The sequence below is a fragment of the Actinopolymorpha cephalotaxi genome (assembly GCF_013408535.1).
In the GTDB taxonomy this organism is placed as follows: domain Bacteria; phylum Actinomycetota; class Actinomycetes; order Propionibacteriales; family Actinopolymorphaceae; genus Actinopolymorpha; species Actinopolymorpha cephalotaxi.
Genome location: NZ_JACBZA010000001.1, coordinates 4,722,264 through 4,745,802, shown reverse-complemented (window position 1 = coordinate 4,745,802; position 23,539 = coordinate 4,722,264). Strand labels below are relative to the sequence as shown.

Here is a 23,539-nt window from a genome sequence, read left to right as displayed (position 1 = left end):
CCGCCACCATGACGCTGATTTCCGAAGTCATTGAGGTCCCCGATGCTGTTCACAAGGGCGACTTCGTACTCGACCTCTCCCAAGGTGTCGGTGACGTCGACCGCACCCTGGACAACTACGTCGTCACACCGGAGCTCGCGCAGCGCTTTGACGAGGCGCTGTCGCTGATCCGGTCCGCGCTCGCCGATCGCAGCAGCAAGGCTGCCTACCTCAACGGCTCGTTCGGTTCTGGTAAGAGCCACTTCATGGCCGTTCTGCATGCCCTTCTGGACAACCACCCCAGGGCGCGCGCCATCAACGACCTCGCGCCGGTGGTGCACAAGTACGACAAGCTCATCGGCAGCAAGCGGTTCCTGATGGTGCCGTACCACCTGGTCGGTAAGGAGTCGGTTGAGGACGGCGTTCTCGGCGGCTACCTGTCGTACGTGCGCACCGTGCACCCGGACGCACCGCTGCCCGCCGTCCTCATCGACACGCCGCTGTTGGACAGCGCGAAGGCCCTGCGTGAACGGCTCGGCGACGAGTCGTTCTTCGCACTCCTCGGCGACAAGGACGAGGACTGGGGTGAAGAGGCTGCGGGCTGGGACGCCAAACGCTTCGACGCGGCGCTGCGAATGGGGCCGGAGAACAAGGAGCGGGGGAAACTGGTCACCGCGTTGCAGGACGTCCTGCCCGGCTTCGCCGAGCTCGCCCGCGGTGCGCGATCGTCGTACGTCAACATCGACGACGGACTGGCGGCGATCAGTCAGCACGCCGCCCAGCTCGGCTACGACGGCCTGGTGTTGTTCCTGGACGAGCTGATCCTGTGGTTCGCGACCAGGATGGGTGACCACACATGGGTTGCCCGCGAGGCGCCGAAGGTCGGCAAGCTCGTCGAGGCCTCCAACGCCAACCGCCCCGCGCCGATCATCAGCTTCATCGCCCGCCAGCGTGACCTGCGCGAACTCGTCGGCACCAACCTGCCCGGCACCGAACACCTCGCCTTCGCCGACAGCCTGAAGTGGTGGGAGGGCCGGTTCGGCACGATCAGCCTGTCCGACAACAACCTTCCGTTGATCGCCTCCCGGCGTGTTCTCAAGCCCGTAAGCGATTCGGCTCGTGGACAGATCGACGCTGCATTCGCCGCGACGGAGCAGGTACGCCAGGACATCCGCTCGGCGCTGATGACGGAAAACGCCGGCCGCAACGAGTTCCGGCTGACGTACCCCTTCACCCCGGCGTTCGTGGAGACGCTCGTCGCGCTGTCCGGCGCGCTGCAGCGGGAACGGACCGCGCTCCGGGTCATGCGGCAGATCCTGGTCGAGCAGCGCAGCACCCTCCAGCTCGGGCAGCTTGTCCCGATCGCGGACCTGTTCGACGTGCTGGTAGCCGGCGACGACCCGCTCACCGGCGAGCTCGGCAACCTGTGGCGCAGCGCGCAGAAGGTCTACGGCGATTTGCGTCGGCTGATTCTGGAGATCAACAAGGTGAACGAGGACGACGTGCCGGGCCTGCCGGCCACGCACGCGTTCCGCCGCGACGACCGGATCGCGAAGACGCTGGTACTGGCCGCGTTGATGCCGGAGGTCGAGTCGCTGCGCGACCTGACCGCGCGCAAGATCGTCGCCCTCAACCATGGCTACATCCGATCAATGGTGCCCGGCCGGGAATCGGCGATTGTGCTCGATGTCGTCCGCCGATGGGGCGGCCGGTTGGGTACGGTGCAGATCACCGGTGACGAGACCAACCCGCTGATCTCCGTACGCCTCGAAGGCGTGGACATCGAGGGGATCCTTGACAACGCCAAGTCCGCGGACTCCTCCGGGGCACGCCGTCAGGTCATACGGCTGCTGCTGTTCGACCTGCTCGGCACCCGGGAGAGTCTCGGCATCGACGGCGTGACCGTCACCTCCACGACCTGGCGCGGCACCCGGCGTACCGTCGAACTTCTCTACGGCAACGTCCGCGACCCCGCGGACCTCGGCGACAGTGCCTTCCAGCCCAGCCACGACGGCTGGCGTGCGATTCTGGACTACCCATTCGACGAGGAGGGGCACTCGCCGGTCGAGGACCTCGAACGCATCCGGGCCCTCCGCGACCGTCGGCCGGCGCACACCGTGTGCTGGGTGCCCCGACACCTGACCTCCCAGGCCGTCAGCGACCTCGGTCGCTATGTGCGCTTGCAGTACGCGCTGGGACCGAGCTTCGACCAGCTGGCCGGGCACCTGTCCGACAACGACCGGGCTGTCGCGCGCCAGCAGATGGACGCCCAGCGGAACCAGCTGCGAAGCAGGCTGGAGAACGCACTGCTGCAGGCGTACGGCATCGGCACTCCTGACGAGACGCTCGTCGACACCTCGCACGGCGGGATCGACATGTTCGCCAGCCTCGACCCGAGCTTCGAGCCGAAGGTGCCGGCTGGGGCGAGCATGAAGCAGGCGTACGAGAATCTGCTCGACCAGATGCTCGCCTCGGACTTCCCGGCGCACCCGATGTTCGGGACAGCCGAGGTGCGGACCCCCGACCTGCGCAAGGTGCACGCCCAGGTGCGCCGGGCGATCGAGGATCCCGGCCACCGCATCATGGTCGAGACCGGTGAACGCGGTGTGATGAGCCGGATCGCGATGCCGCTGCGCCTCGGTGAACAGCACGCCCAGCACTTCGTCCTCGGGCACCACTGGGTGCAGCACCTCAACCGGAGAATCTCCGACGCCGGGCTCGGCGGGAAGCCGGTGAGTGTCGGCCAGTTGCGCGCGTGGCTGGACGAGCCGCAGCGGATGGGGCTCCCGCAGGACATCGCGGACCTGGTGTTGCTGGTGTTCGCCGAGCAGACCAACCGCAGCATCGTCAGCCGCACTCGCCCGCCGATCGACGTCGGACTCCTGCAATTGCTGCCCTCCGACGCCGAACTCGTCGAGCAGGAACTCCCCGGCGAGGACACCTGGCGGGAGGCGCGCGAGCGCGCACAGGCGATCTTCGGAATCGGAGACGTCACCGAACTGCTGACCGCCCGCAACGTCAGCGTGCTGGCCGAACGGGTGCGGTCGAAGGTCGCGTCGTATCGGAGTGCGGCCGAGCAGTTGGTCAGCGCGCTGGCGGAGCGAGGACCGACTGTGCTGCGCGGAGTCGACCCGACGTCGACCGAGCGGTATCAGATTGCCGACGGTGCCGGCCGGCTGTGTGAGGAGTTGGAGGCGGCCACAGGTGACGTGGCGCTCGTAGAACGTTTCGCCGGCGCGCACCTGCCCGCGCCCGGCCTACATGTCTCCCGGAGCCTCGCGATGGCCGGCGACCTGTTGAGTGCCATCCGCCGGCTGGACTGGAACATCCTGGCCACAGTGGCGAGCTGGGGTCCCGAGCACCCGCTCGGGCTGCGGGCAGCCGGCATCGTCGACGACCTGGCGCAGGTGTGGGCGGCGAACGAGTTCAGTAAACATCTGCAGCCGGCGCTGGGGTCCGCGGACGCGGGAGCCCGGCAGCTCGTCCTGCAGGCGACACAGCGGCAGCCGGCGTCCATCCCCGACGTTCTTCCGCGGCCTACGCTGTCGGACTCACCACCCCGGCCGGACGTCAGTGCAGCGCATGGGGAGCTGAGGGCCGACGCCGCCTCGGTACAGGAGGTGCTCACCACGATCGAGAATCTCGTCCGTCAGCACCGCCGGGTGCGGATCACCTGGGAGGCGGAATGAGCCTCCTCGCCACCCCGGCCCTGGTGCGCTCCAAGGTCGTCGACGTCCTCAAGGCCGACAACGCGGCCCGCGTGGTCGCGCTGCTGGCCAGTCCGTCGTGGACCCACGACGAACGGGTGGAGCTGTCCAACGGACGCGGCGCGGTCGTCCGCCCGTGTGTCTCCACCCTGGCGATGCGGGATGCCCTGGACCAGCTGGACGACCTGCCGAGCTCGGATCTCCTCGTACTCCTCACCGACCAGGAGAGCGCCGAACTCGGTGACAGCATCCGCGCCCGGATCGCCGGAAACAAGGTGCTGCCGCTCGACCGGTGGTACCAGCTGACCAGCCTGTTCCGCTGCCGCGAGATCGCACCCGACCTCACCCGGATGAGCTGGGCCGTGGACACCCTGCTGAAGTACGCGCCGAGCGAGGGATACGAGCCTGTCCGAAGCGGCTACCTCGACAAGGAGGCCGCGCTCTCGGAGCTGTGTCACCACCTGGCGGGACTGGATCGGGCAGATCTGGACCTTGCCGCGATGCTGCAGTGGACGCTCGACCCCGCGCACATCGAGCGGTGGCGGGCGGTCGAGGAGCCGGTTCGCGCCGGTCTGTCGGAGTGGCTGGTCGGGCGCAGCCGGGACGGCCGGGTCATCGACGCGGTGGTGCGGTGCATGTCTGGCGAGCACGGTGAGGACACCGTGGCGGTGGGGCTCGTCCTGTCCGCACTGACGCAGCCGGGTGTGCTGAACGACGGCAAGGTCCCTCGCACGATGCTGGAGACCCGCACGGTCGGGGGTGCGCTGGCCGACGAGGTCGCCCGCGAATGGGGCAAGGCCGCCGACGCGCTTGTCCAGCGGCGGTTGACAGCAGGCGGTCGGGCCGGTGTGGGCGAGGTGATTCACCAGGCCGAGGAGATCCTCGCCGAGCAGAACGCCACGGCTCTTGCATACGCGAGCGTCATCCTTGAGGTCGGGCTCGGCCAGCGCATCGCTCGCCTGGGAGCCGAGATCGCCCGGCTGCTTCGTAAGCGGTCACTCTCGCCCGCGCATCTGGGGCCGATGGAGGAGGCGCTCGGCGACGTTCTCTCCCACGCGCTGGTGGGTGATCACGCCGAACGGTGCCGGCGGGCGGCCATGGCCGCCCGGCTGGTGCGCTGGGTCGCCTTGCAGCGAAGCGCTCCGCCCAAGCCCGCCCCCGATCTGGCCGAGGCGGCGCGCCGCCAGCAGAGCGGCGACGCCTGGGTGGACGTGGCGAGGGCCCGCGTATGGGAAGGCGACGTCGACCAGGCGGTCGCCGACGCGTATGCCGCGCTGTGTGAGGTTGTCGACGGGATCCGAGCGGAGCACGAGGAACGGTTCGCCCGCCTCCTTGCCGATCACGTCCGCACCGGCTCGACGCTGACGGACCTGCTGCCGGTCGAGGACGTCCTGACCGACGTCCTCCTTCCACTGGCGGAGCAACAACGTGTGCTGGTGCTCGTGCTGGACGGCCTGTCCACCGGTGTGGCGCGCGAACTCGTGGAGGACCTATCCACCCGGGGATGGTCCGAGCACACGTTGACGCCGGAGCGTCCGGTCATCTCGGTGTTGCCGTCCATCACTCGCGTCTCCCGGACGAGCCTGCTGACCGGTCGTCTCGCGGACGGGTCGGCCGGTGCGGAGCGGGCCGCGTTCGGTGAGCGGGGGTGGCCGCTGTTCCACAAGAGCAACCTGACTGCGGCGAAAGCCGGCAGCGCACTGTCGACCGAAGTGCGCGAGGCCATCAGCGGCACCGCGAGAGTGGTGGGCGCGGTCGTCAACACGGTGGACGACACGCTCGACAAGGGCGGCCGTACGCCGTGGACCGCCGACTCCGTGGACCGTTTCGTGGAGCTGCTCACCGCGGGCCACGACGCCGATCGGGTCGTGCTGCTGGTCAGTGACCACGGCCATGTCCACGAACGCGGATCGCGACTGGAGTCCGACAGCAGTGGGGGAGCGCGGTTCCGTACGTCCACGCGTCCAGTCGAGGTTGACGAGGTGGAACTGTCCGGGCCGCGGGTGCTGCTCGGTGGCGGCCGGGTGGTCGCACCGTGGAACGAGAAGCTGCGCTATGCCAAACAGCGCAACGGCTACCACGGAGGCGCGAGCGCCCAGGAGGTCGTCATCCCGCTTGCGCTGTTGGCTCGTACGGCACTGGACGTGCCTGGTTGGCGCGTACGGCATCATCCCCAGCCGGACTGGTGGGTGGGCACGACGACCGGGGCGGAAGCGGACCGGCCTGCGGCCGAGCGTGCGCCGTCGAAGCGGAAGAACGGCGGCAACGGCCGCCGCGTGGCCTCGGTCCCGACTCTCACTTCGGCACCTGCCGAGGATGCGCTCTTCGGCGCAGAGGAGGTTGCGGCTGAGAGCTGGATCACCCGAGTGCTCGCCAGCGACGCGGTCACGGCGCAGCTGCAGCGGGTCCGGCGCGGTGGCATGCCGGCCGAACGTCTCGAAGTGTTGCTGCGGGCACTCGATGCTCATGGTGGTGCGGCGACCCGTGCCGTCGTGGCGCGGGTGCTGGACATCCCGGACGGACGGGTGGCCAACCAGGTCGCGGCTGCCCAGCGGGTTGTGAACCTGGACGGCTATGAGGTACTCACGATCGAGGGCGACACCGTGCGGCTCAATGCGGCCCTTCTCAGGACGCAGGCGGGAGAGACGTGAGCATCAGCGAGCAGCGGCGGCGGGAGATCATCGACGCGCTGCGCCGTGGGACGGTTCCGCAACAGGGGCTTGACGTCCTGGCCGTCGGGCTGGGGCGGTTCGAGTCCGCCGTGGGGGAGGAGCTTGGCCGGATCACCTCGGGCCAGGCTGTCTTCAAGGCGGTGCGCGGTGAGTACGGCGCGGGCAAGACCTTCTACAGTCGCTGGCTCGCCGAACGCGCGAAGCGTGCTGGGCTCGCCACCACCGAGGTCCAGATCTCGGAGAACGAGACTCCGCTGCACCGGTTGGAGACCGTCTACCGACGGCTCACCGAGCATCTCGCCACTGCCGAGTTCACCCCGAGCGCTCTGCGTCCCATCGTCGACTCGTGGTTCTTCGCGCTCGAGGAGGACGTGCTCGCCGAGGGCCAGGTCGACGATGACGAGCTGGAGCAGCGCGTCGGGGAGCTGCTGGAGCAGCGACTTGCCGCGGTCAGTCGTGTGGCTCCGTCGTTCGCTGCCGCGCTGCGCGCCTACCGGCGCGCGAGTGTCGCCGGTGACGTCGCCGTGGCCGAGGGGTTGATGGCCTGGCTGGGTGGACAACCGCACGTGGGCGCGTCGGTCAAGCGGGTCGCTGGGCTTCGGGGCGACCTGGATCATGACGGCGCGCTCGGGTTCCTGCAAGGACTGCTTGCGGTGCTGCGGGACAGCGGACACGCGGGGCTGCTCGTCGTGCTGGACGAGGTGGAGACGCTGCAACGTGTTCGTTCCGACGTACGTGACAAGGCGCTCAACGCGCTGCGACAGCTCGTCGACGACGTTGACTCCGGACGCTTTCCCGGACTGATGCTGGTGATCACCGGTACGCCGGCGTTCTTCGACGGGCCGCAGGGGATGCAGCGGCTCGCCCCGCTCGCCCAGCGGTTGCATGTGGACTTCTCCAGCGAGCCGACGTTCGACAATCCGCGCGCGGTACAGATCCGACTGCCGGGCTTTGACAAGGACTCCTTGCTCGAACTCGGGTCGCGGGTGCGGGATCTCTACGTGGCGGGGTCGGCGCATCGCGACCGCCTGACCGATCTGGTCGACGACGCCTACATCGCCGACCTCGCGCGGGCTGTCGCCGGTCATTTCGGCGACAGGGTGGGCGTGGCTCCGCGGATCTTCGTCAAGAAGCTGGTCGACGTCCTGGACCGCGTGGACCAGCACGCTTCGTTCGATCCCCGGCGGGACTACTCGGTGCGGGTGTCGGGTTGGGAGCTCACGGATGCCGAGCGTGCGACTATGCCGACACCACCGCCGCTAGCTTCCGCCGCTTCCGTCGACGAGATCGACCTGAGGCTGTGAGCGGCTTCGACGATCTGCACCAGGCCGTTCAGTACCACGTGGTGAACAGCCTGGGTTGGTCGTCGCTGCGGCCGTTGCAGGAAGCCGCCGTGGCGCCGGTCCTCGCCGGCGAGGACTCGTTGCTGCTCGCTCCCACGGCCGGTGGGAAGACCGAGGCGGCGATCCTGCCGCTGCTGTCCCGGATGGCCGCCGAGGGATGGCGGGGGTTAAGCGTTCTGTACGTGTGTCCGCTCCGGGCACTGGTCAACAATCTCGAGCCTCGTCTCTCGGCCATGACGTCCTGGCTCGGCCGTCGCGCAGCGGTGTGGCATGGGGACGTGCCGGACTCGGTTCGTCAGCGGATCGCCAAGGACCCACCCGACGTACTCCTGACCACGCCCGAGTCGCTGGAAGCGATGCTGATGTCCGCGCGGGTGGATCACCAGTGGCTGTTCGGTGACCTGCGCACGATCGTGGTTGACGAACTGCACGCGTTCGGCGGCGACGACCGTGGCTGGCACCTGCTCGGAGTTCTCTCCCGGCTCACCCGGCTTGCCGGCCGGCCCGTGCAACGGATCGGGCTTTCGGCGACCGTCGGCAACCCAGACGCTTTGCTGGACTGGTTCGCGGGGGACTCGCCCGCGGTGCGGCAGGTGGTGAACCCGCCTGTGGCCGCTTCCAATGCCGTGCCGGAGGTAGAGCTGGACTACGTGGGCTCGGTGCAGAACGCGGCCCACGTGATCGCGCGCCTGCACCAAGGTGAGAAACGGCTGGTGTTCTGCGACTCCAGGACTCAGGTGGAGGACCTGGCGGTCGCTCTTCGGTACAACGGCGTGCAGACGTTCGTCTCGCACTCGTCCCTTTCGGCGGCGGAGCGGCGGCAGTCCGAGGCCGGATTCGCCGTCGCATCCAACTGCGTCATCGTCGCCACCTCGACGCTCGAACTCGGGGTGGACATCGGTGACCTCGATCGCGTGATCCAGATCGACGCGCCGTCGACCGTCGCGTCATTCCTGCAGCGGATGGGTCGTACTGGGCGGCGACATGGGACGACACGGAATACGTTGTTCCTCACCACCCGTCAGGAGTCACTGTGGCAGGCCGCGTCGATCCTGCTGCTGTGGGACCGCGGCTACGTAGAGCCAGTGCGCCCGCCTGTCCTCCCGCTGCACATCGTCGCGCAGCAGATCCTCGGCCTGATGCTGCAGGAGAGGCAGGTAGTCCATCACGATCTTTGGGCCTGGCTAGATGGACTGGCCGACGTGCCGGGTGCCGACAAGGTGCTTGCCCATCTCGTCGCCGAAGGCTTCGTGGTCGATGACGGTGGCTTGTTGTCGATCGGTCCGCGGACGGAGCAGGAGTATGGGCGGCGGCACTTCCTGGAGTTGACCTCCGCCTTCACCAGCGAACCACTGCTCCAGGTGCTCTTCGGTCGGCAGGTGCTTGGGTCTCTGTCCGCGCTATCCCTGGTGGCGCGATCTGAGGGTGGTCCACGGTTGGTGCTGCTCGGCGGACGTTCGTGGATTGTGAAGCACGTCGACTGGAGAAGGCGGCAGGTCTTCGTAGAAGCGACCGATCTGCGTGGCCGCTCCCGGTGGAACGGAGGAGGGCGGACCATGTCCCACGAGCTGGCCCGGGCACACCACGATGTCGTGGCGGGCCCATCGCCTGACGGGGTCCGGCTTTCCCGTCGAGCACAGGACGCGCTGAGCGAGCTGCGCGAAGACCACGCCTTCGTGAGCGCCGGCGACCGTACTTACGTGGTCAACGATGCGTCGGGGACGGTGCAGTGGTGGACCTTCGTCGGCTTCGCCGCCAACTCGGCACTCGCTCAAGGCCTAGGCGACCTGGTGGACGACACTGCAGCGGTTGGTGATCTGAGGCTCCGGCTGAAATCACACGTGCGCGCCGCCGACCTACGCTCAGCTTTGAGCGAGCGACACGAAGCCCTACTCGAAGCCCGCCCCCACGTAGACGACGCAGCCCTCGCCGGGCTCAAGTTTTCCTCCGCCGTCCCAAGTCACCTGGGACGGGACACCTTGGGTGAGCGACTTCGGGACCCGCTCGGTATTCGGAACACGCTTGACGGCTTGCTCCGAGAAGTCATTAACCATTAGGGATGCAATCATGGATTCCTCCGAGCTCCGACTTGAGCAGACATACTTCGATCGGGCATGGGGCGAACGAGAACGCAAGCGCGAAGTCCTTCGATCTGCGCCGATGGCCGCAGCTGGACCAATCTCCGGCACTGCCCTTATCAAACGGGCGGCCGAGCGTGCCATCGAGGCACTAGGGGCGCCAGGGGACTCGGTGGCATTTGGCCGGTTTGATGATTCGGCTGGTGACACCTACTACATCGGTAGGCACCTAATTAATACAGAAGACCGTGACTGCCTGGTCATCAACTGGCAGTCGCCGGCCGCCATGCCCTATTACAAAGCGACCCATGATGATCCCTGTGACGTCCGGTTGAAGAGAAGCTTCAACACCCACGCCAATAAGGTGTTGAACTATGAAGACATGCTGTTCGCTGACCTCGCGCAGCGCGTGGAGGAGCTTTCGGGGTCAGAGCGATGGGGTATCGACGACACGGTACTGAGGGATCTCGATGCGCATCGCACGGGAGAGATGCGCGACATCGTACAGACCATTCACGCTGCCCAGTACGAGTTGATCCGATCGCCCTTGGAACAGTTGCTCATCATCCAAGGTGGGCCGGGAACCGGTAAGACGGCCATCGCCTTGCACCGCGTGTCATGGCTTCTTTACAACCATCAGGGGAAGGTCGCTCCATCTGATGTACTTGTGGTGGGTCCCAACCCAACCTTCACCCGCTATATCCGCTCGGTCCTGCCGGGACTGGGCGACGCCGACGTCGAACATCGTGACTTGAGTTCTCTCGGTCCCCAGGCGAGTACCGGACGGAGTGAGGACCCAGAGGTCACCCGCCTGAAGGGCGAGGCCCGGATGGGTCGACTGCTTACACGTGCGCTACAGCAGCGAGTCAGATTCCCCGAGCGATCCGACGTGTTGGACATCGGGCGGGGAGTGGGTGCACCGCGACTCGGACGGAACGCCATCCAGAGCGTCCTGCCGCGATTCCTCGCGGCGACCACCTACAACGATGGCCGGGGACAGTTTCGTGCTTGGCTCTCGGAGCGGGTTCAACGAGGAAGGCTTAGTACGGTCGCTCTGAGTGCCGGCAGCTTGGATGCTGCTGTCGAGCGGGTGTGGCCATCCCTCACGCCGCAGAGCTTCCTGCGGGACCTTCTCGGATCTCGAGAGCGCCTTGTCGCTGCTGCCGGCGACGACTTCACCGCCGGCGACATAGGCCGACTCCTGCGTACTCCGGCGGAACGAATTTCTGAGGAGCGTTGGAGTGATGCCGACGTTGCGTTGCTCGATCAAGCCGACTACATGATCAGCGGCCGTTTCCCGACCTTTCATCATATCGTCATAGACGAAGCGCAGGATCTCTCTCCCATGCAGTTGCAGTCGGTTCGATTGCGGTCGAGAACGGGATCGCTCACAGTTGTCGGAGACCTAGCGCAATCGACTGGACCTTGGGCTCGCGATTCGTGGGCGGACATCGAGGAGACGCTCGTCCGCCGCCATCCGTCCAAGGTCGAAGAACTCACGCTGGGATACCGAGTACCCGAGCAGGTCTACGCCCTTGCTGCACGACTCCTGCCGATAGCTGCGCCAGAGATTGTCCCTCCTCGCGTCGTACGACGAGGGCCTGCTGACCCCGAGCTCACCCAGGTCGAGCCTGAGGACGTTGCCGGACAAGCAGTTGTCACAGCTCGGGAATACGCCGGACGAGGACTCTTTGTGGGAATCGTATGTCCTGACGATGTCCGAGAGGATGTTGAGGACTCGCTGAGGCGAGCCGGAGTGGCGTACAGCGACGTCGGCAGTGGGAAACTCGGCGCTTCCATCAATCTCGCTCGTCCGGTCGAAGCGAAAGGCTTGGAGTTCGACGCCGTAGTAGTGGTCGAACCGGAGTCAATTGTCGCGGAGTACGAACGTGGTCATCGTATGCTCTATGTGGCGCTGACCAGAACAACCCGCTATCTGTCGGTCGTATTCAGTCGCACCGCATTGGCGCTCCCTGTGGACTCAGCTGGCGGCGCGACGCCGGTTGCTGACGTACCTGTAATACGTACAGTCGAAGAACCGCCGGAGGAAAGCCCGACGCCAACCAGGCGGCGCCCGGAAGTGGACACGGGACCGTCCCGTGTCCGCACGGACCACTCGTCGAAGGACGGCGTAGGCTCCGATATTGCTGATACAGTCAGTCAAGCTGTCGCGGTTACCATCGCTGCGCATATACGCCACTCGGTCGGCGAACCGCTTTGGGCAGATGTGATCGACAGGATCCGGCTAGAGCTCGGCGTCAGCCAAGAAGATCTTTTCGATCGCTTCGAGTAACTTCCCACTTCCGTTCTCCGCCCGGTCGAGTCCGAGGTGTGAGATCTCCAATGCCGGTAAGCCCCTGGACAGGTTGTGAACTGTTGCTCGCGGCGATCCCTTACCCCTCACTGAGGGGAGGTGCGGCTGGGCGAGGCGCCTTCGGCCTAGCTGGAAGAACCATGCAACCGGTGACGACCGTGGGGGGTGGTAGTGCCGAGGTAGCCGGTCAGAGAACCAGAATTTCACGGCCGGTTGATGGCGGCGCGATGGAGTACGTGCCGGACAGGTTGGCCGTGACAGGTGTGGGGGGACCCGTGGAAGTGGTAGTTGGTTTGCTGGTGCTGCTTGGTCTTGCCTGGTGGCTCTGGCGGAGGCACGCCGCGAAGGCCAGGCCGGAGATCTCGCCGACGCGCGAGGCTGCGGAGGTCGGCCGCCACGCGCTACGTGCGGCTCCACGACCTGCACCGGCTGCCGAGCAGAGTCCGCGCGCCAGTAGCAGAGAGGTTGAGACGTCTGCCAGGCCGGCTGCGCGGGGTTCGCTGTTCGTATACGGCGGTGCGGCCGGCAAGGCCTGGTATCGGCACGACGGTGTGTACGCGGTGATCGACGTGGAGACCACGGGCTTCTCCCCTGAGCGAGGCGACCGGGTGATCGAGATCGCGATCGCCCGGGTGGACGCCGCGGGTCGAGTTCTGGACGAGTACGCCACGCTGTTGAACCCCCAGGGTCGCGACACCGGGCCGGTCTTCGTCCATGGCATCACCAACGAAGCGGTTCGCGACGCCCCGACGTTCGCCGACGTTGCCGGGGACATCCTGGCCCGCTTGGACGGTGCGGTGATCGTGGCGCACAACGCGTCGTTCGAGGAGCGCTTCCTTGCCGGGGAGTTCGCCCGCGCGGGTGTCGTGATATCCCCGCTCCCAGCACTGTGCACCCTGTGGCTCGGGCAGCGAACGTTCGACACACCGAACCACAAGCTCGCCACTCTCGCCCGCCACGCCGACATCCCGTTGGTCGACGCGCATGCCGCGCTCGGCGACGTACGCGCCGTTGCGGCCCTCTTGCCGCACATGCTGGCGCGTCACGGTGCGCCGATTCGCTACGGGTGTGCGCCAATGATTGGTGCGCACCTGGTGCGATGGCCCGCTGGACTGGTCCGCCCCAAGACTCGTGCGGTGGCGATGCGGAAGGGCGCCGACGGTTGGATGGCGTCGCTGGTCGCGCGGCTGCCCTTGAGTGGCGCGGAGGTGGTGGACGCCGATGCCGCGGCATACCTGGACGCACTGTCAACGGTGCTCGAGGACGGGAAGATCATCGGGGACGAGGCGAAGTCACTCGCCCGTCTGGCCGGCGCGGCAGGCTTCGGTGCGGCACAGGTCGCGGCACTGAACGAGCGCTTCCTGGAGAGTATGCGGGAGGCGGCACTGGAGGACGAGGTCCTCACTATCTCGGAGCTACGTGACCTCAACGCCACCGCGAAGGTGCTCGGTGTGCCTGACTACTTCGACGATCTCCCACCCACCGGAGGTTCATCACTGTCCGTTCCGGTCGTGGCGGTGAAGAGGTCCACAGCGGTCGCGGTTCAGCAGCCACCTGCTGTACAGACGGCGGCCAAGCGCCGGTGTGGTCACTGCCGCGAGGTCGGTCACTACCGACCGACCTGCCCGCAGCTGGTTGAAGTATGAGCTCTCGACGCTGCATCGAGCGCAGGTCGGCCCGATGCACGAGTAGCGGAGCATGTCTGAGCAACATCTTCGGCTGCTCTCCGGTCTCATCAGGTTTGAATCGACAGGGCCGCACAGTGTCCCGGAAGGACGGTTGTGGACATCACTAAGGCCGAGGTGGCCGAGCATCTTGAGCAGCTCGCCGACGATCCTGATTACGCACTCCGTGCCTCCGATCTGCGGTCGCTCGCTTCCGCCGTCTCCGACGCCGACGACGACAGCTGGACGGGGGTGGACCTGTTTGCTGCGTTCCCGGCTTCGTCTACGGTGTCTGTCTGGCGTAGCGGCTCCTTTGAGCGGTATCTGGGGATCCTTTCCGGAATCTCCGTCTTCCTTCCGGTCGCATGGACCTGGTGGAGTCTGCATGCTGCCACCAGCGCCTACCACAGCCTCCTCGGTGCAAACGGCGAGAAGGGACGGACCTTCCTGGCCCTCTGGACCGAGGGCTTCGATGGCCGGCTAGCAAGCGACCACCGGCTTGTCCCGATGGCCAAGGTCTCCGTGTGGCTCATCGTCGTCGCCGTGGCGCTCATCGTTCTCCATCGACTCTTTGCCCAGGCGGGTCTTCGCCGTGAGGACGAGCAGTCCGCTCATGCCGAAGCCGCCTTGGTCTCCGCTCTCTCAGGAGCGCAGCGCGTCCTCAACGAGCGTCGCTCTGACGACCCAGCGCGGATCGAGTCGCTGGTGAAGCGCTCCGTCAAAGAACTCCATCGTGCACACGAGAGGACTCGCGAGGGCTCTGATCAACTCCATCTGGCCAGTGAGCGGCTACGGGACGCCGCGTCGAACGCCGGGCAAGCAAGCGGCAATCTCGCAGCATTGGTGGCGGGAGCTCAGAGTGCGCAAACAGATCTGACCGCCACGCTGGCATCGGTCCACAAGCAGTTGGATGTGAGCCTCGCTGAACTTCGTGCGGGGCTCAGTGCCAGCACCCAGGATCTCCAGACGGCGACTACGAAGGCTGTCTCCGCCCTCGCGGCAGAGGTTGGACAGGTTGCCGACACACATCGTGCGCTCAAGACCGAGGTAACCGCAATCGGTGCCAACCACGCGAGTGTCGGTCAAGTAATCGGCCAACTCGATGACTCGCTCGAGCGGCACGAGAGCGCACTCCAGGGTCAGGTGTCCGAGCTGACGGCAGCGCGGGATGCCGCGGAGCGGATGCTCAGTCAGCTGGAGCGGATCATCAGTCCTTCACCGCAGAACGGCGTGAGGGTCTAGTGTCTCGCCGCCGAGCAGCATCGGGAGGTGGCCGCGGTGGCCTCCGCTCCGTCGAGGGTTTCGCCGGGTGGGTCTTCGCCGACCTGCTCCTCGTTCTGGTCTTGGTCGGACTCGGAAGCGCGATCCCACACGAGCCGCCGAAACCCAAGCCGGTCGCCAAGATCACGAAGACCGTCCACAAGAAACCTCCAATGATCGTCGGGATGGCCACGAAGCCTGCTGCCGTCTCCATCGGTTTCGACGCGGGCGCGCTCGTGACGCCCGGCGCGGCTGGAAAGGCGGAAGGCCGTCGGGTCTGTTCCACAATCCGGCAGCGCAGCAAGGCATTGACGGGAAAGAAGGCCGCACTCGTGCTCATCTTCGGCGGAGCACCGAAGCCAGGCCTCGGCCAGCAGGTCGCGAGCGCAATCGGAAAACAATTGCACTGCGCAAACGCTGACATCTTTGCCCCGAAGACGCCATTTCGTGCATTCTGGGACGGTGGTCTTGATTACGGTCAAGCCCGCCTCGAGGTCTTTGTTTTCAATACCAAGCAATCCGCAAGTGCGGGTTGATAAAGGAGTAGATATGGCTCAGCAGATCCTTCCCTTCTATCTCGTCTGCGACGAGTCGGGGTCGATGTCCGGCCCTCCGATCGATGCGATCAATACAGCCCTTCCTGAGTTGCACCAAGAGATCGCGTTGAACCCCGTCGTTGCAGACAAGACTCAGTTCGCCATCATCGGCTTCAGTGATTCTGCCGACATTGCGCTCCCTCTGTCGGACCTGAGCCAGGTAGAGAATCTGCCGGTTCTTACGACGAAAGGCGGCACCGATTACGCCACGGCCTTCCGTTGCGTCAAGGGCGAGATCGAGCGGGACGTTTCCCGGTTGAAGTCGCAGGGCCATCAAGTCTTTCGCCCCGTGGTGTTCTTCCTGACCGATGGCCAGCCGACTAGCGACTACCGCGCCGAGTGGGAGGCCCTGACGGCTCCATCGTTCGCACTACATCCAAACATCGTCGCGTTCGGGATAGGGTCAAATGTAGACGCCGCCACGATCTCGGCGGTGGGGACGTTCAGAGCCTTCGTCTCCGATGGCACCCTGTCGCCGGCGCAAGCACTCCAGGAATTTGCCGTAGCGCTGACCAAGTCCATCGTCCGAAGCGGCAGCACGCCAGCTGTTGATGGCGGGATGACATTGCAGACGCCGGACACAGTGCCGGGATTTACGGCCATGCCGGTGGACAGGGTCTAGTGGCCAGCCAGAGTGACGCCGCCGAGCCCCTCGAGCTCAACCCAGACCGGACCTCAGGTGACAAGCTGCCTGTCGCCGCAGTGGAGCTTGCATCTTCCGAGTCGGCAACGGGGTCGGACTTCGCGCCCGGCGTAAGCAAATTGTCAGAGGAAACTATGAGCGTTCAGCCCGCTGCCACTGGGGATCAAGAGCCCGCTCAGGCTGAAGATGGCCTGGTGACCTATGGTCCGCCGGCGCGACTGGGGCCGGTGCCCCAGCAAATCGGGGAGCAGCCCCGCAAGGCGCTTGAACACGTACCCGACATCGCGTTGGACTGGATCGATCTCGACGATCAAAATGGCAATATGGCTGTGCGCGCAGTATCGGCGCGCGGGCACATGCACCGTTACCGCGGGGAGATCCGGCAAGATTCATTTGCGATCGGCGTCTCTCGGGACGTCGTCGTGATTGCCGTCGCCGATGGAGTCGGAAGCTGTAGCGGCTCGCACGTAGGTTCTGCGCTGGCTGCTAGAAGAATAGTGGGCGACTGGGACCTGATCGAGGAGATCCTTGGTGGCGTAAAGGCCGGTGAAGTGTCGTTCGAGGGGATCGCCACTTACCTACGGGACGAATCTTTTTCCCACTCATTTACACCTCGGGATGTGTCGACTACGCTCGTCGTCGCAATCGTCCATCGTGAGCCTGAGACTAACGGACATCATGAAGTAGTACTTGCTCAGATTGGCGACTCGGATGCATGGCACACAACCGGCGGTGGGTGGGCGGCACTAGGTCCGGGTGGCGACACCAATGGCGGGTCTGCGATCTTTACTACTTTCGTAGAACCGCTACCCGATCACCCAATAGCGAGAGTCTGGCAAGAGTCATTTGCTGCAGGTGAGACACTCGCGCTGGTTTCGGATGGTGTTGGGAATATTTTGCGCATGCAGCCCGCTTACGCAAAAGCTCTTGCGGCTCTTTGGTCCGAGACCTCCCCGTCACCGGCCAGCCTGCTGAAGGTCGTCGACGCGACAGTCAAGAGTTTCGACGATGACCGCACTTTCGTCGGAGTGCGGTTCTCGTGACTGCGACGGTTCAACTCTCCAGCCTGCAGATTGGCAAGGAGTTGGCGGACGGGGGCCAGGGGCGAGTTTTCGAGCTCCTCAACCGTCCCCATCAGGTACTCAAGATGTACCACAACCCCGCACACCCAGGTTTCGATGCAGGAGGCCTTGTCCGGCTTGTCGCCGAACGCGACACCATCAGCCATGCAGGTCGAGTAGCCGATGACTTCGCAGCCTGGCCGGCAGAGGTCGTACTCAAGGGGGCGCGGACCGTAGGGTTCTTGATGCTGCGCGTTCCGAAGCAGTTCAGCCTGAGAATTGGGCGGGGCGAGCGGCTCGCTGACTTGAGCTACCTCGCGACCGCACCGAAGCCCATCTGGGGACCCGTCAGCCTGCCCTCACACTCGGAGAAGCTAGGCATTCTTCGCGACCTCGCGGGCGTCGTCGACGCCCTGCATGGACGGGGAATCGTACTCGGAGACATCTCCTTTGCGAACGTGCTGTGGACCGTGATGCCCAAGCCCCGGGTCTTGCTCCTCGATTGTGATGGGATGCGGCTAGAGGGACGCCGCTCGGTTCTTCCTCAGGCTGACACACTCGACTGGGAGGACCCCTACGTAGCGCGTGGAGCGGAGCCGACTCGCGACCAGGACCGGTACAAGCTCGCGCTTGCTGTGCTGCGCGTTCTGAGTAGTAGCTTGAACAGGCGGCTGGACGGCCGCCCGTTGGAACCAGGTCTCCTCGGAGCCAACCCTTCCGGAGTCCAGGATCTGCTGGGCAAGGCGGCGGGAGCGGCGGGTACTCGTCCGGCGGCCTCTGAATGGGTGACAGCGCTCTCGGATCGTGCGATGCAGCCAGTCCTTGCGCCTGGATCGCGACGCCGGATCGACATGCCGAAACCGAAGCCGGGTCTTCTCGCGAGTGGCGGTCCCAGGCAGTTCCGGCCCGTACAACCTCCGAGCTGAGACATGACTCTTTGGCGCTTATTAAGGCGGATGTTCATCCGCCTTCGCGGTGCATTCGCCCCCACTCCACCCTTGCCGCCACCAGCAGCCAATCCGCTGCGGCCAGGTCACCCCCCGAACACCACCGTCAACGCTGGCCAGCGAGTGGCATGGCGTCGCTCCTCTGTCGCTCGCGCCCGGGTCCGTGGCCGCGGTGGTCAGGTCGGGAGCGGCGGTCAAGGGACGATACATGAAATTCCCGGACGGCCAGATGCCGTGATGAAGCGCTTTTCTGCTCCAATACCTGGTGCAGTCTCAGGCTTCCGGCAGGTCATGGTGCGTGGCGACAGCGTTCGAAACGCAATAGGAACCACGCGAGTGCAACTCTGTTGGCCCGAAGAGGTCGAAGCATCTGGATCCGAACTTCGTGGATACGTTATGCCGCGCATCCAATCCGAGTTCTACTTCGACGTCAAGGGTCGCGCGCGGGAGCGCTCGCTCGACTGGGCCGTCTCTGTGCAGAAAGCGTTCGTGATCCCCTTCTCGGTGACCGGCCAGGATCGGCTGGAACTCGTACGTCTGATTTCCCGATGGCTGAAGTCAATGCACGACCATAATCTCGTCTATGGCGATCTCTCCTGGAAAAATGTTGCGTTTTCCGTCAGTCCAGAAATCCGAGTTTCGATCTTTGACTTCGATTCAACGAGGCTGATTGGTGCGCCATCCTTCACGGGGCATGGCGCCCTCCACACGATCGACTGGACCGATCCTGCGGCGGTTGATGGCCCGCCGACGCTCGACAGCGACCGATACCGGTTCGCCGCGCTGGCGTTCCGTTTGCTGGTCTCGAAGGACCTTCGAGCGAGTATCGACCCGGAGACTGTACCCCGTTCGTTGCCAGGATTACATGACACCGACGTGCAACGACTTACTCGCCTATGGCGCCGGGCATGCGGGCCGAGTGGTACTCGGCCCACTCTGGTGGAATGGTGTAGCGCTTTGGACGTGCCTGTTAACTGAGGCTGGGCTGCTCAGGCATTTACTCCTCGCGACACCTCCGAGCCGCGTTGGACCGGTCACGCGAGCCGGGTCTAGGTGAGGGCGCCCACGATGGCGGCGACACCTCCCGCGACGGTGGAGACGATAGCCACCACCGCGCCGACCGTCGCGAGACAGTCCTTGGGGCTCGCCCAAAGACCCCTGTTGATTGCTCGCCAGCGGTGCGTCACAAAGATCATCTTTAGTTCTGCCGCTTGTGCTCTCTGAAGTGGCAGCCCAGTAGGAGTCCGTATGCGTTGTTGCGGCACAGCGTGTGCTGGCGTGTCTCTGCTCCGCACCACCCTGGTGCACGAAAAAGGAAGTAGAGCGTCACGAGCGCCGACAAGATGACCAACGCGACCGGTCCGACCTCCTTGCTCCACCAGGCTGCTATGAGCAGCGCGAAGATCAGGTACCCCCAGTACTGACCCAGCTTCTTCATAGAGCCGAACGTAGGCCGACCACATGATGAGGTCAACGAATCGCACGGTGTGACACCTGCCGGAAATCTCTAGGCGGATGCAGCCGATCCGGATTCATCGCACGGCGGCACCAGCCGATGAGGTCGGCCAGGTCCACCTTCACCCCTGCGGCGAGTCCGACGTGGTTGGGACCGGTGTCGAGCAGCTCCGGACACGGATGCCGATCCCGAGGAGGGTCGAGCGCAGACTCATCGCGCCCTGCCGCTTGGTGACGTCCGGCCACAGATGGGCCGCGATGATGCTGCGGCCGATCCTTCCCCCTCGTACCGCGAGGCACGCGACCAACCGAGCCGCCGCGTGGTCTCGAAGGGCACGGAAGACGATCTCGCGTTCGGCGTTGGCGCATCCCTAGGCGAGGCTGACGCCGGCGCCCCGTGGCTGTTGTGAAGGAGGACGCCGCCACCTCGGCTTTCGGTATCGAGGCGAACCGCTGGCCGGGTCGGGCGAAGTCGGACGCGATGGCCGTCGGCTGTGTCGACGTCTTGGTGAAGCCGGGGTTGGTGGTGACGATGTGGTAGCCGGCGATTGGGTGGAGTCTCGCGTATCGAGCGACCTCCTGGTTGCTTGGGTGTGGAGTTATGTGCGCAAGGAGGATTCGATGAAGTAGTCCAGGTTCGTATTGGCTATCCGTTCCGGGAACTCTTCTGCGACTGCCAACTCGTCGTCACTGTCAAATGCAACAAGTTCCCGTATGAGTAGCATAGTCCGTCTAGCCTGCATCCCACGCCTCAAGGTAGTACTCGAGGTCCGGCTTGAGAGCGATCCCCAGAATGGCGGCGACTCGGTCGCCGTTCACTTCAGTGACCTCGTACGACCCGCCACACATCAGTTCGTCATCTCCGTAGTCGAACAAGGGCCGAAGTTCAGGCAGCTTCTCCTCCGGAAACTGCTGTGAGAATGCGAGCTTGTCATTCGCGCCGAAGCCGATGATCATCCGTGTGACAGCCATGGTTTCCTGTGCGGTCTAGGGAATTCCTTCCTCGGCGACACAGCCACCGCGCGTACCAGTCCGTCGAGGGCGGATCCTTGGCCGGAAAAGGGAGTCGAGAGGCCTCCTTGTCCCGAGCGTGCTTCTTCGAAAGCGCGGCGCGTCCGGGACAGGAGATCCGCGATCGCGGAGGTCGACAAGTTGTCGGTCATCAGGCTCCCTGCTCGGAGGAGGCGTTGGTCCGACGATGCTGCCACCTTTGCTGGACACCGTGCCTGAGTTATCCACATGCCCGCGAGTGAAGGTGTCCGCCAGGGAGATGCCGTAGGCGTGGCCATCTGCGCATCGGCCCGAGGCGCTGATTGCCGTGGCGTGGTGTCCGACGGCGAGCGGACGGGGACGCGTTACGCCGGTGAAACACCTTTGGATCTTGCGGGAAACGCGGCCTGTCTAGCGTCGGTCGCCTGCCGCCTCGAAGCCCACCACGAGATGCCGACCCAGCGAAAGGCTGGCCGCCGATGCACCTGACCTCGTCAGACCAGGAGAAGCTCCTGCTCGCGACCGCCGGCATGGTCGCCCGCGACCGGCTCGGCCGGGGCGTACGCCTCAACTACCCCGAGACGGTGGCGCTGCTGAGCACCTGGGTCATCGAGGGTGCCCGGGACGGCCGTTCGGTTCCGGAGTTGATGGAGGACGGCCGCCACGTGCTGACCCGCGACCAGGTGATGCCGGCGGTGGCGGAGATGCTGACCGACGTCCAGGTGGAGGCGACCTTTCCGGACGGGCGCAAGCTCGTCACGTTGCACCATCCGGTGATCTGAGGGGGCGGCGACATGGCAACCGAGACTGCGGGACCAGGAGCGATCCGAACCCAAGCCGGCCACCTGACACTCAACGGCGACCGCCGCGACGACGAGCGCGCCACGCTCGTCATCCTCAACACCGGTGACCGCCCGATCCAGATCGGCTCTCACCTCCACCTCGCCGACGCCAACGCCAGCCTGGAGATGGACCGTACCGCCGCGCGCGGCTTCCGGCTCGACATCCCGGCCGGGACGTCCGCACGGTTCGAGCCCGGCGCCTCCAGGACCGTTCAGGTGGTGGCGCTGAGAGGCGGCCGACGAGTTCCCGGGATCCAGGTCAAGCACGTCGGAGCAGAGATCGATGGCTGAGATCTCCCGCGCCGCCTATGCCGCAATGTACGGCCCGACCACCGGCGACCAGGTGCGCCTCGGTGACACCGACCTGTGGATCGAGGTCGAGGAGGACCGTACGTTCGGCGGGGACGAGATGGTCTTCGGCGGCGGCAAGTCCATCCGCGAGTCGATGGGCCAGTCGGCGCGCACCCGCGAGTCCGGCGTTCCCGACACCATCATCACCAACGCGGTCGTGCTCGACCACTGGGGAGTCGTACGCGCCGACGTCGGCATCCGCGCGGGCCGCATCGTCGCGCTGGGCAAGTCCGGGAACCCCGACATCATGGACGGAGTCCATCCCCAGTTGGTGATCGGCCCGTCCACGGACGTGATCGCGGGCGAGGGCCGGATCCTCACCGCCGGCGCGATCGACCTGCACGTGCACTTCCTGTCCCGTTCCCAACTGGAGGAGGCGCTGGCCACCGGGACCACCACGGTCGGCGGCGGCGGTACGGGACCGTCGGAGGGCAGCAAGGCGACCACCGTCACGCCGGGCGCCTGGCACCTGGAAACCATGCACCGCAGCCTGGACGACCTGCCGCTGAACGTTCTGCTGATGGGCAAGGGCAACACCGTCGGAGCCGAGGCCCTCAAAGAACAGGCACTCGCCGGCGCGGCGGCCTACAAGGTCCACGAGGACTGGGGATCGACGCCCGCAGCCATCGACGCGGCCCTTCGGGCAGCAGAGGAGTACGGAATCCAGGTCGCCCTGCACGCGGACAGCCTCAACGAGGCCGGCTACCTGGAGTCCACCCTCGCGGCGATCGGAGGCAGGTCCATCCACGCCTTCCACGCCGAGGGCGCCGGCGGCGGGCACGCGCCGGACATCATGAAAGTGGCGGGAGAGCCGAACGTCATCCCGGGGTCGACCAACCCCACGCTCCCGCACACGGTCAACACCGTCGCCGAACACCTCGACATGCTCATGGTCTGCCACCACCTGAACCCGCGGGTCCCCGAGGACCTGGCCTTCGCGGAGTCCCGGATCCGGGCGACCACGATCGCCGCCGAAGACGTACTCCACGACCTGGGCGCCATGTCGATCACCTCCTCCGACGCCCAGGCGATGGGCCGCATCGGCGAGGTGATCTGCCGTACCTGGCAGGTGGCCCACGTGATGAAGCACCGACGTGGCGCGCTGGGCGGCGGCCTGCCGGCGGACAACGAGCGTGCCCGCCGCTACGTCGCGAAGTACACCATCAACCCGGCCGTCGCGCATGGCATCGACCAGGAGGTCGGATCGGTGGAGCCCGGCAAGTTGGCCGACCTGGTGCTGTGGGACCCGCGGTTCTTCGGCGTACGGCCGTCGGTGGTGATCAAGGGCGGTGCGCTGGTGTGGGGCGCACTGGGCGACCCCAACGCCTCCATCCCGACGCCGCAACCGGTGCTTATGCGTCCGGCGTTCGCCGACCGCGTCGGCGCTGACCTGTCGGTCAGCTTCGTGGCACCCGCGGCCATCGCCGACGGACTCGAAGGCAGGTTGGGGTTGCGCCGACGGCTGGCGCCGGTGAAACCCACCCGGCACATCGGTAAGTCCGACATGGTCAACAACGACGTACTGCCACACATCGAGATCGACTCCGAGACCTTCGACGTCACTGTGGACGGCGACCGGATCGATCCCGCCCCCGCCGACCGGCTGCCGCTGAGTCAGCTGTACTCCCTCTTCTGAC

At 65.8% G+C, this 23,539-nt stretch carries 16 protein-coding genes; 15 read left to right on the top strand and 1 reads right to left on the bottom strand.

What is annotated here, in order from left to right; genetic code table 11:
* Window positions 1-8 precede the first annotated feature (8 nt).
* From FHR37_RS20965 to FHR37_RS20910, 12 genes are all read left to right on the top strand, one after another.
* Window positions 9-3,668, top strand: coding sequence for a phage resistance protein (locus FHR37_RS20965; protein ID WP_139239151.1), 3,660 nt, complete (start codon window positions 9-11; stop codon window positions 3,666-3,668).
* Entirely contained in the window at window positions 3,665-6,337 is a 2,673-nt protein-coding gene (gene pglZ / locus FHR37_RS20960; protein WP_092888163.1) for a BREX-2 system phosphatase PglZ, read from the top strand. Before FHR37_RS20965 ends, pglZ begins: the two co-directional genes overlap by 4 nt.
* Window positions 6,334-7,662 (top strand): BREX system ATP-binding protein BrxD, encoded by a 1,329-nt coding sequence (brxD, locus tag FHR37_RS20955; protein ID WP_092888167.1) that lies wholly within the window; start codon window positions 6,334-6,336, stop codon window positions 7,660-7,662. Before pglZ ends, brxD begins: the two co-directional genes overlap by 4 nt.
* Complete coding sequence (locus FHR37_RS20950) at window positions 7,659-9,758, top strand: DEAD/DEAH box helicase (RefSeq protein WP_092888170.1); 2,100 nt, start codon at window positions 7,659-7,661, stop codon at window positions 9,756-9,758. Before brxD ends, FHR37_RS20950 begins: the two co-directional genes overlap by 4 nt.
* A 10-nt stretch (window positions 9,759-9,768) precedes the next feature.
* Window positions 9,769-12,072, top strand: coding sequence for a HelD family protein (locus FHR37_RS20945; protein ID WP_092888172.1), 2,304 nt, complete (start codon window positions 9,769-9,771; stop codon window positions 12,070-12,072).
* Window positions 12,073-12,653: 581 nt separating this feature from the next.
* Complete coding sequence (locus FHR37_RS20940) at window positions 12,654-13,739, top strand: 3'-5' exonuclease (protein WP_175542775.1); 1,086 nt, start codon at window positions 12,654-12,656, stop codon at window positions 13,737-13,739.
* Window positions 13,740-13,874: 135 nt separating this feature from the next.
* Window positions 13,875-14,999 carry a coiled-coil domain-containing protein gene (locus FHR37_RS20935; RefSeq protein WP_092888178.1) on the top strand — a complete coding sequence of 375 codons (1,125 nt, stop codon included), beginning with the start codon at window positions 13,875-13,877 and terminating at the stop codon, window positions 14,997-14,999.
* A 203-nt stretch (window positions 15,000-15,202) separates the two neighbouring features.
* Entirely contained in the window at window positions 15,203-15,553 is a 351-nt protein-coding gene (locus FHR37_RS20930) for a hypothetical protein (protein ID WP_139239152.1), read from the top strand.
* A 13-nt stretch (window positions 15,554-15,566) separates the two neighbouring features.
* Entirely contained in the window at window positions 15,567-16,235 is a 669-nt protein-coding gene (locus FHR37_RS20925) for a vWA domain-containing protein (RefSeq protein ID WP_092888181.1), read from the top strand.
* A 155-nt stretch (window positions 16,236-16,390) separates the two neighbouring features.
* On the top strand, window positions 16,391-17,299 hold the full coding sequence (locus FHR37_RS20920) for a protein phosphatase 2C domain-containing protein (RefSeq protein WP_139239153.1): 909 nt from the start codon (window positions 16,391-16,393) through the stop codon (window positions 17,297-17,299).
* A complete protein-coding gene (locus FHR37_RS20915) occupies window positions 17,296-18,243 on the top strand; it encodes a hypothetical protein (protein ID WP_139239154.1) in 948 nt (315 codons plus the stop codon). Before FHR37_RS20920 ends, FHR37_RS20915 begins: the two co-directional genes overlap by 4 nt.
* Window positions 18,244-18,660: 417 nt before the next feature.
* The gene (locus FHR37_RS20910; protein WP_139239155.1) at window positions 18,661-19,242 is read left to right on the top strand and encodes a protein kinase family protein; all 582 of its coding nucleotides are present in this window, start codon (window positions 18,661-18,663) and stop codon (window positions 19,240-19,242) included.
* A 1,209-nt stretch (window positions 19,243-20,451) separates the two neighbouring features.
* Here the strand turns inward: FHR37_RS20910 and FHR37_RS20905 are convergent.
* Window positions 20,452-20,691: a hypothetical protein gene (locus FHR37_RS20905; protein WP_092888190.1), complete on the bottom strand. Its 240-nt coding sequence runs from the start codon at window positions 20,689-20,691 to the stop codon at window positions 20,452-20,454.
* A gap of 497 nt (window positions 20,692-21,188) precedes the next feature.
* On the opposite strand from FHR37_RS20905, the gene FHR37_RS20900 reads away from it, so the two are divergent.
* From FHR37_RS20900 to FHR37_RS20890, 3 genes are read left to right on the top strand one after another with little or no spacing between them, the layout of a single operon-like run.
* Window positions 21,189-21,491, top strand: coding sequence for an urease subunit gamma (locus FHR37_RS20900; protein WP_092888193.1), 303 nt, complete (start codon window positions 21,189-21,191; stop codon window positions 21,489-21,491).
* A 12-nt stretch (window positions 21,492-21,503) separates the two neighbouring features.
* A complete protein-coding gene (ureB, locus tag FHR37_RS20895; protein ID WP_092888196.1) occupies window positions 21,504-21,842 on the top strand; it encodes an urease subunit beta in 339 nt (112 codons plus the stop codon).
* A complete protein-coding gene (locus FHR37_RS20890) occupies window positions 21,835-23,538 on the top strand; it encodes an urease subunit alpha (protein WP_092888199.1) in 1,704 nt (567 codons plus the stop codon). The genes ureB and FHR37_RS20890 overlap by 8 nt, the downstream gene beginning before the upstream one ends.
* Window position 23,539: the final 1 nt, after the last annotated feature.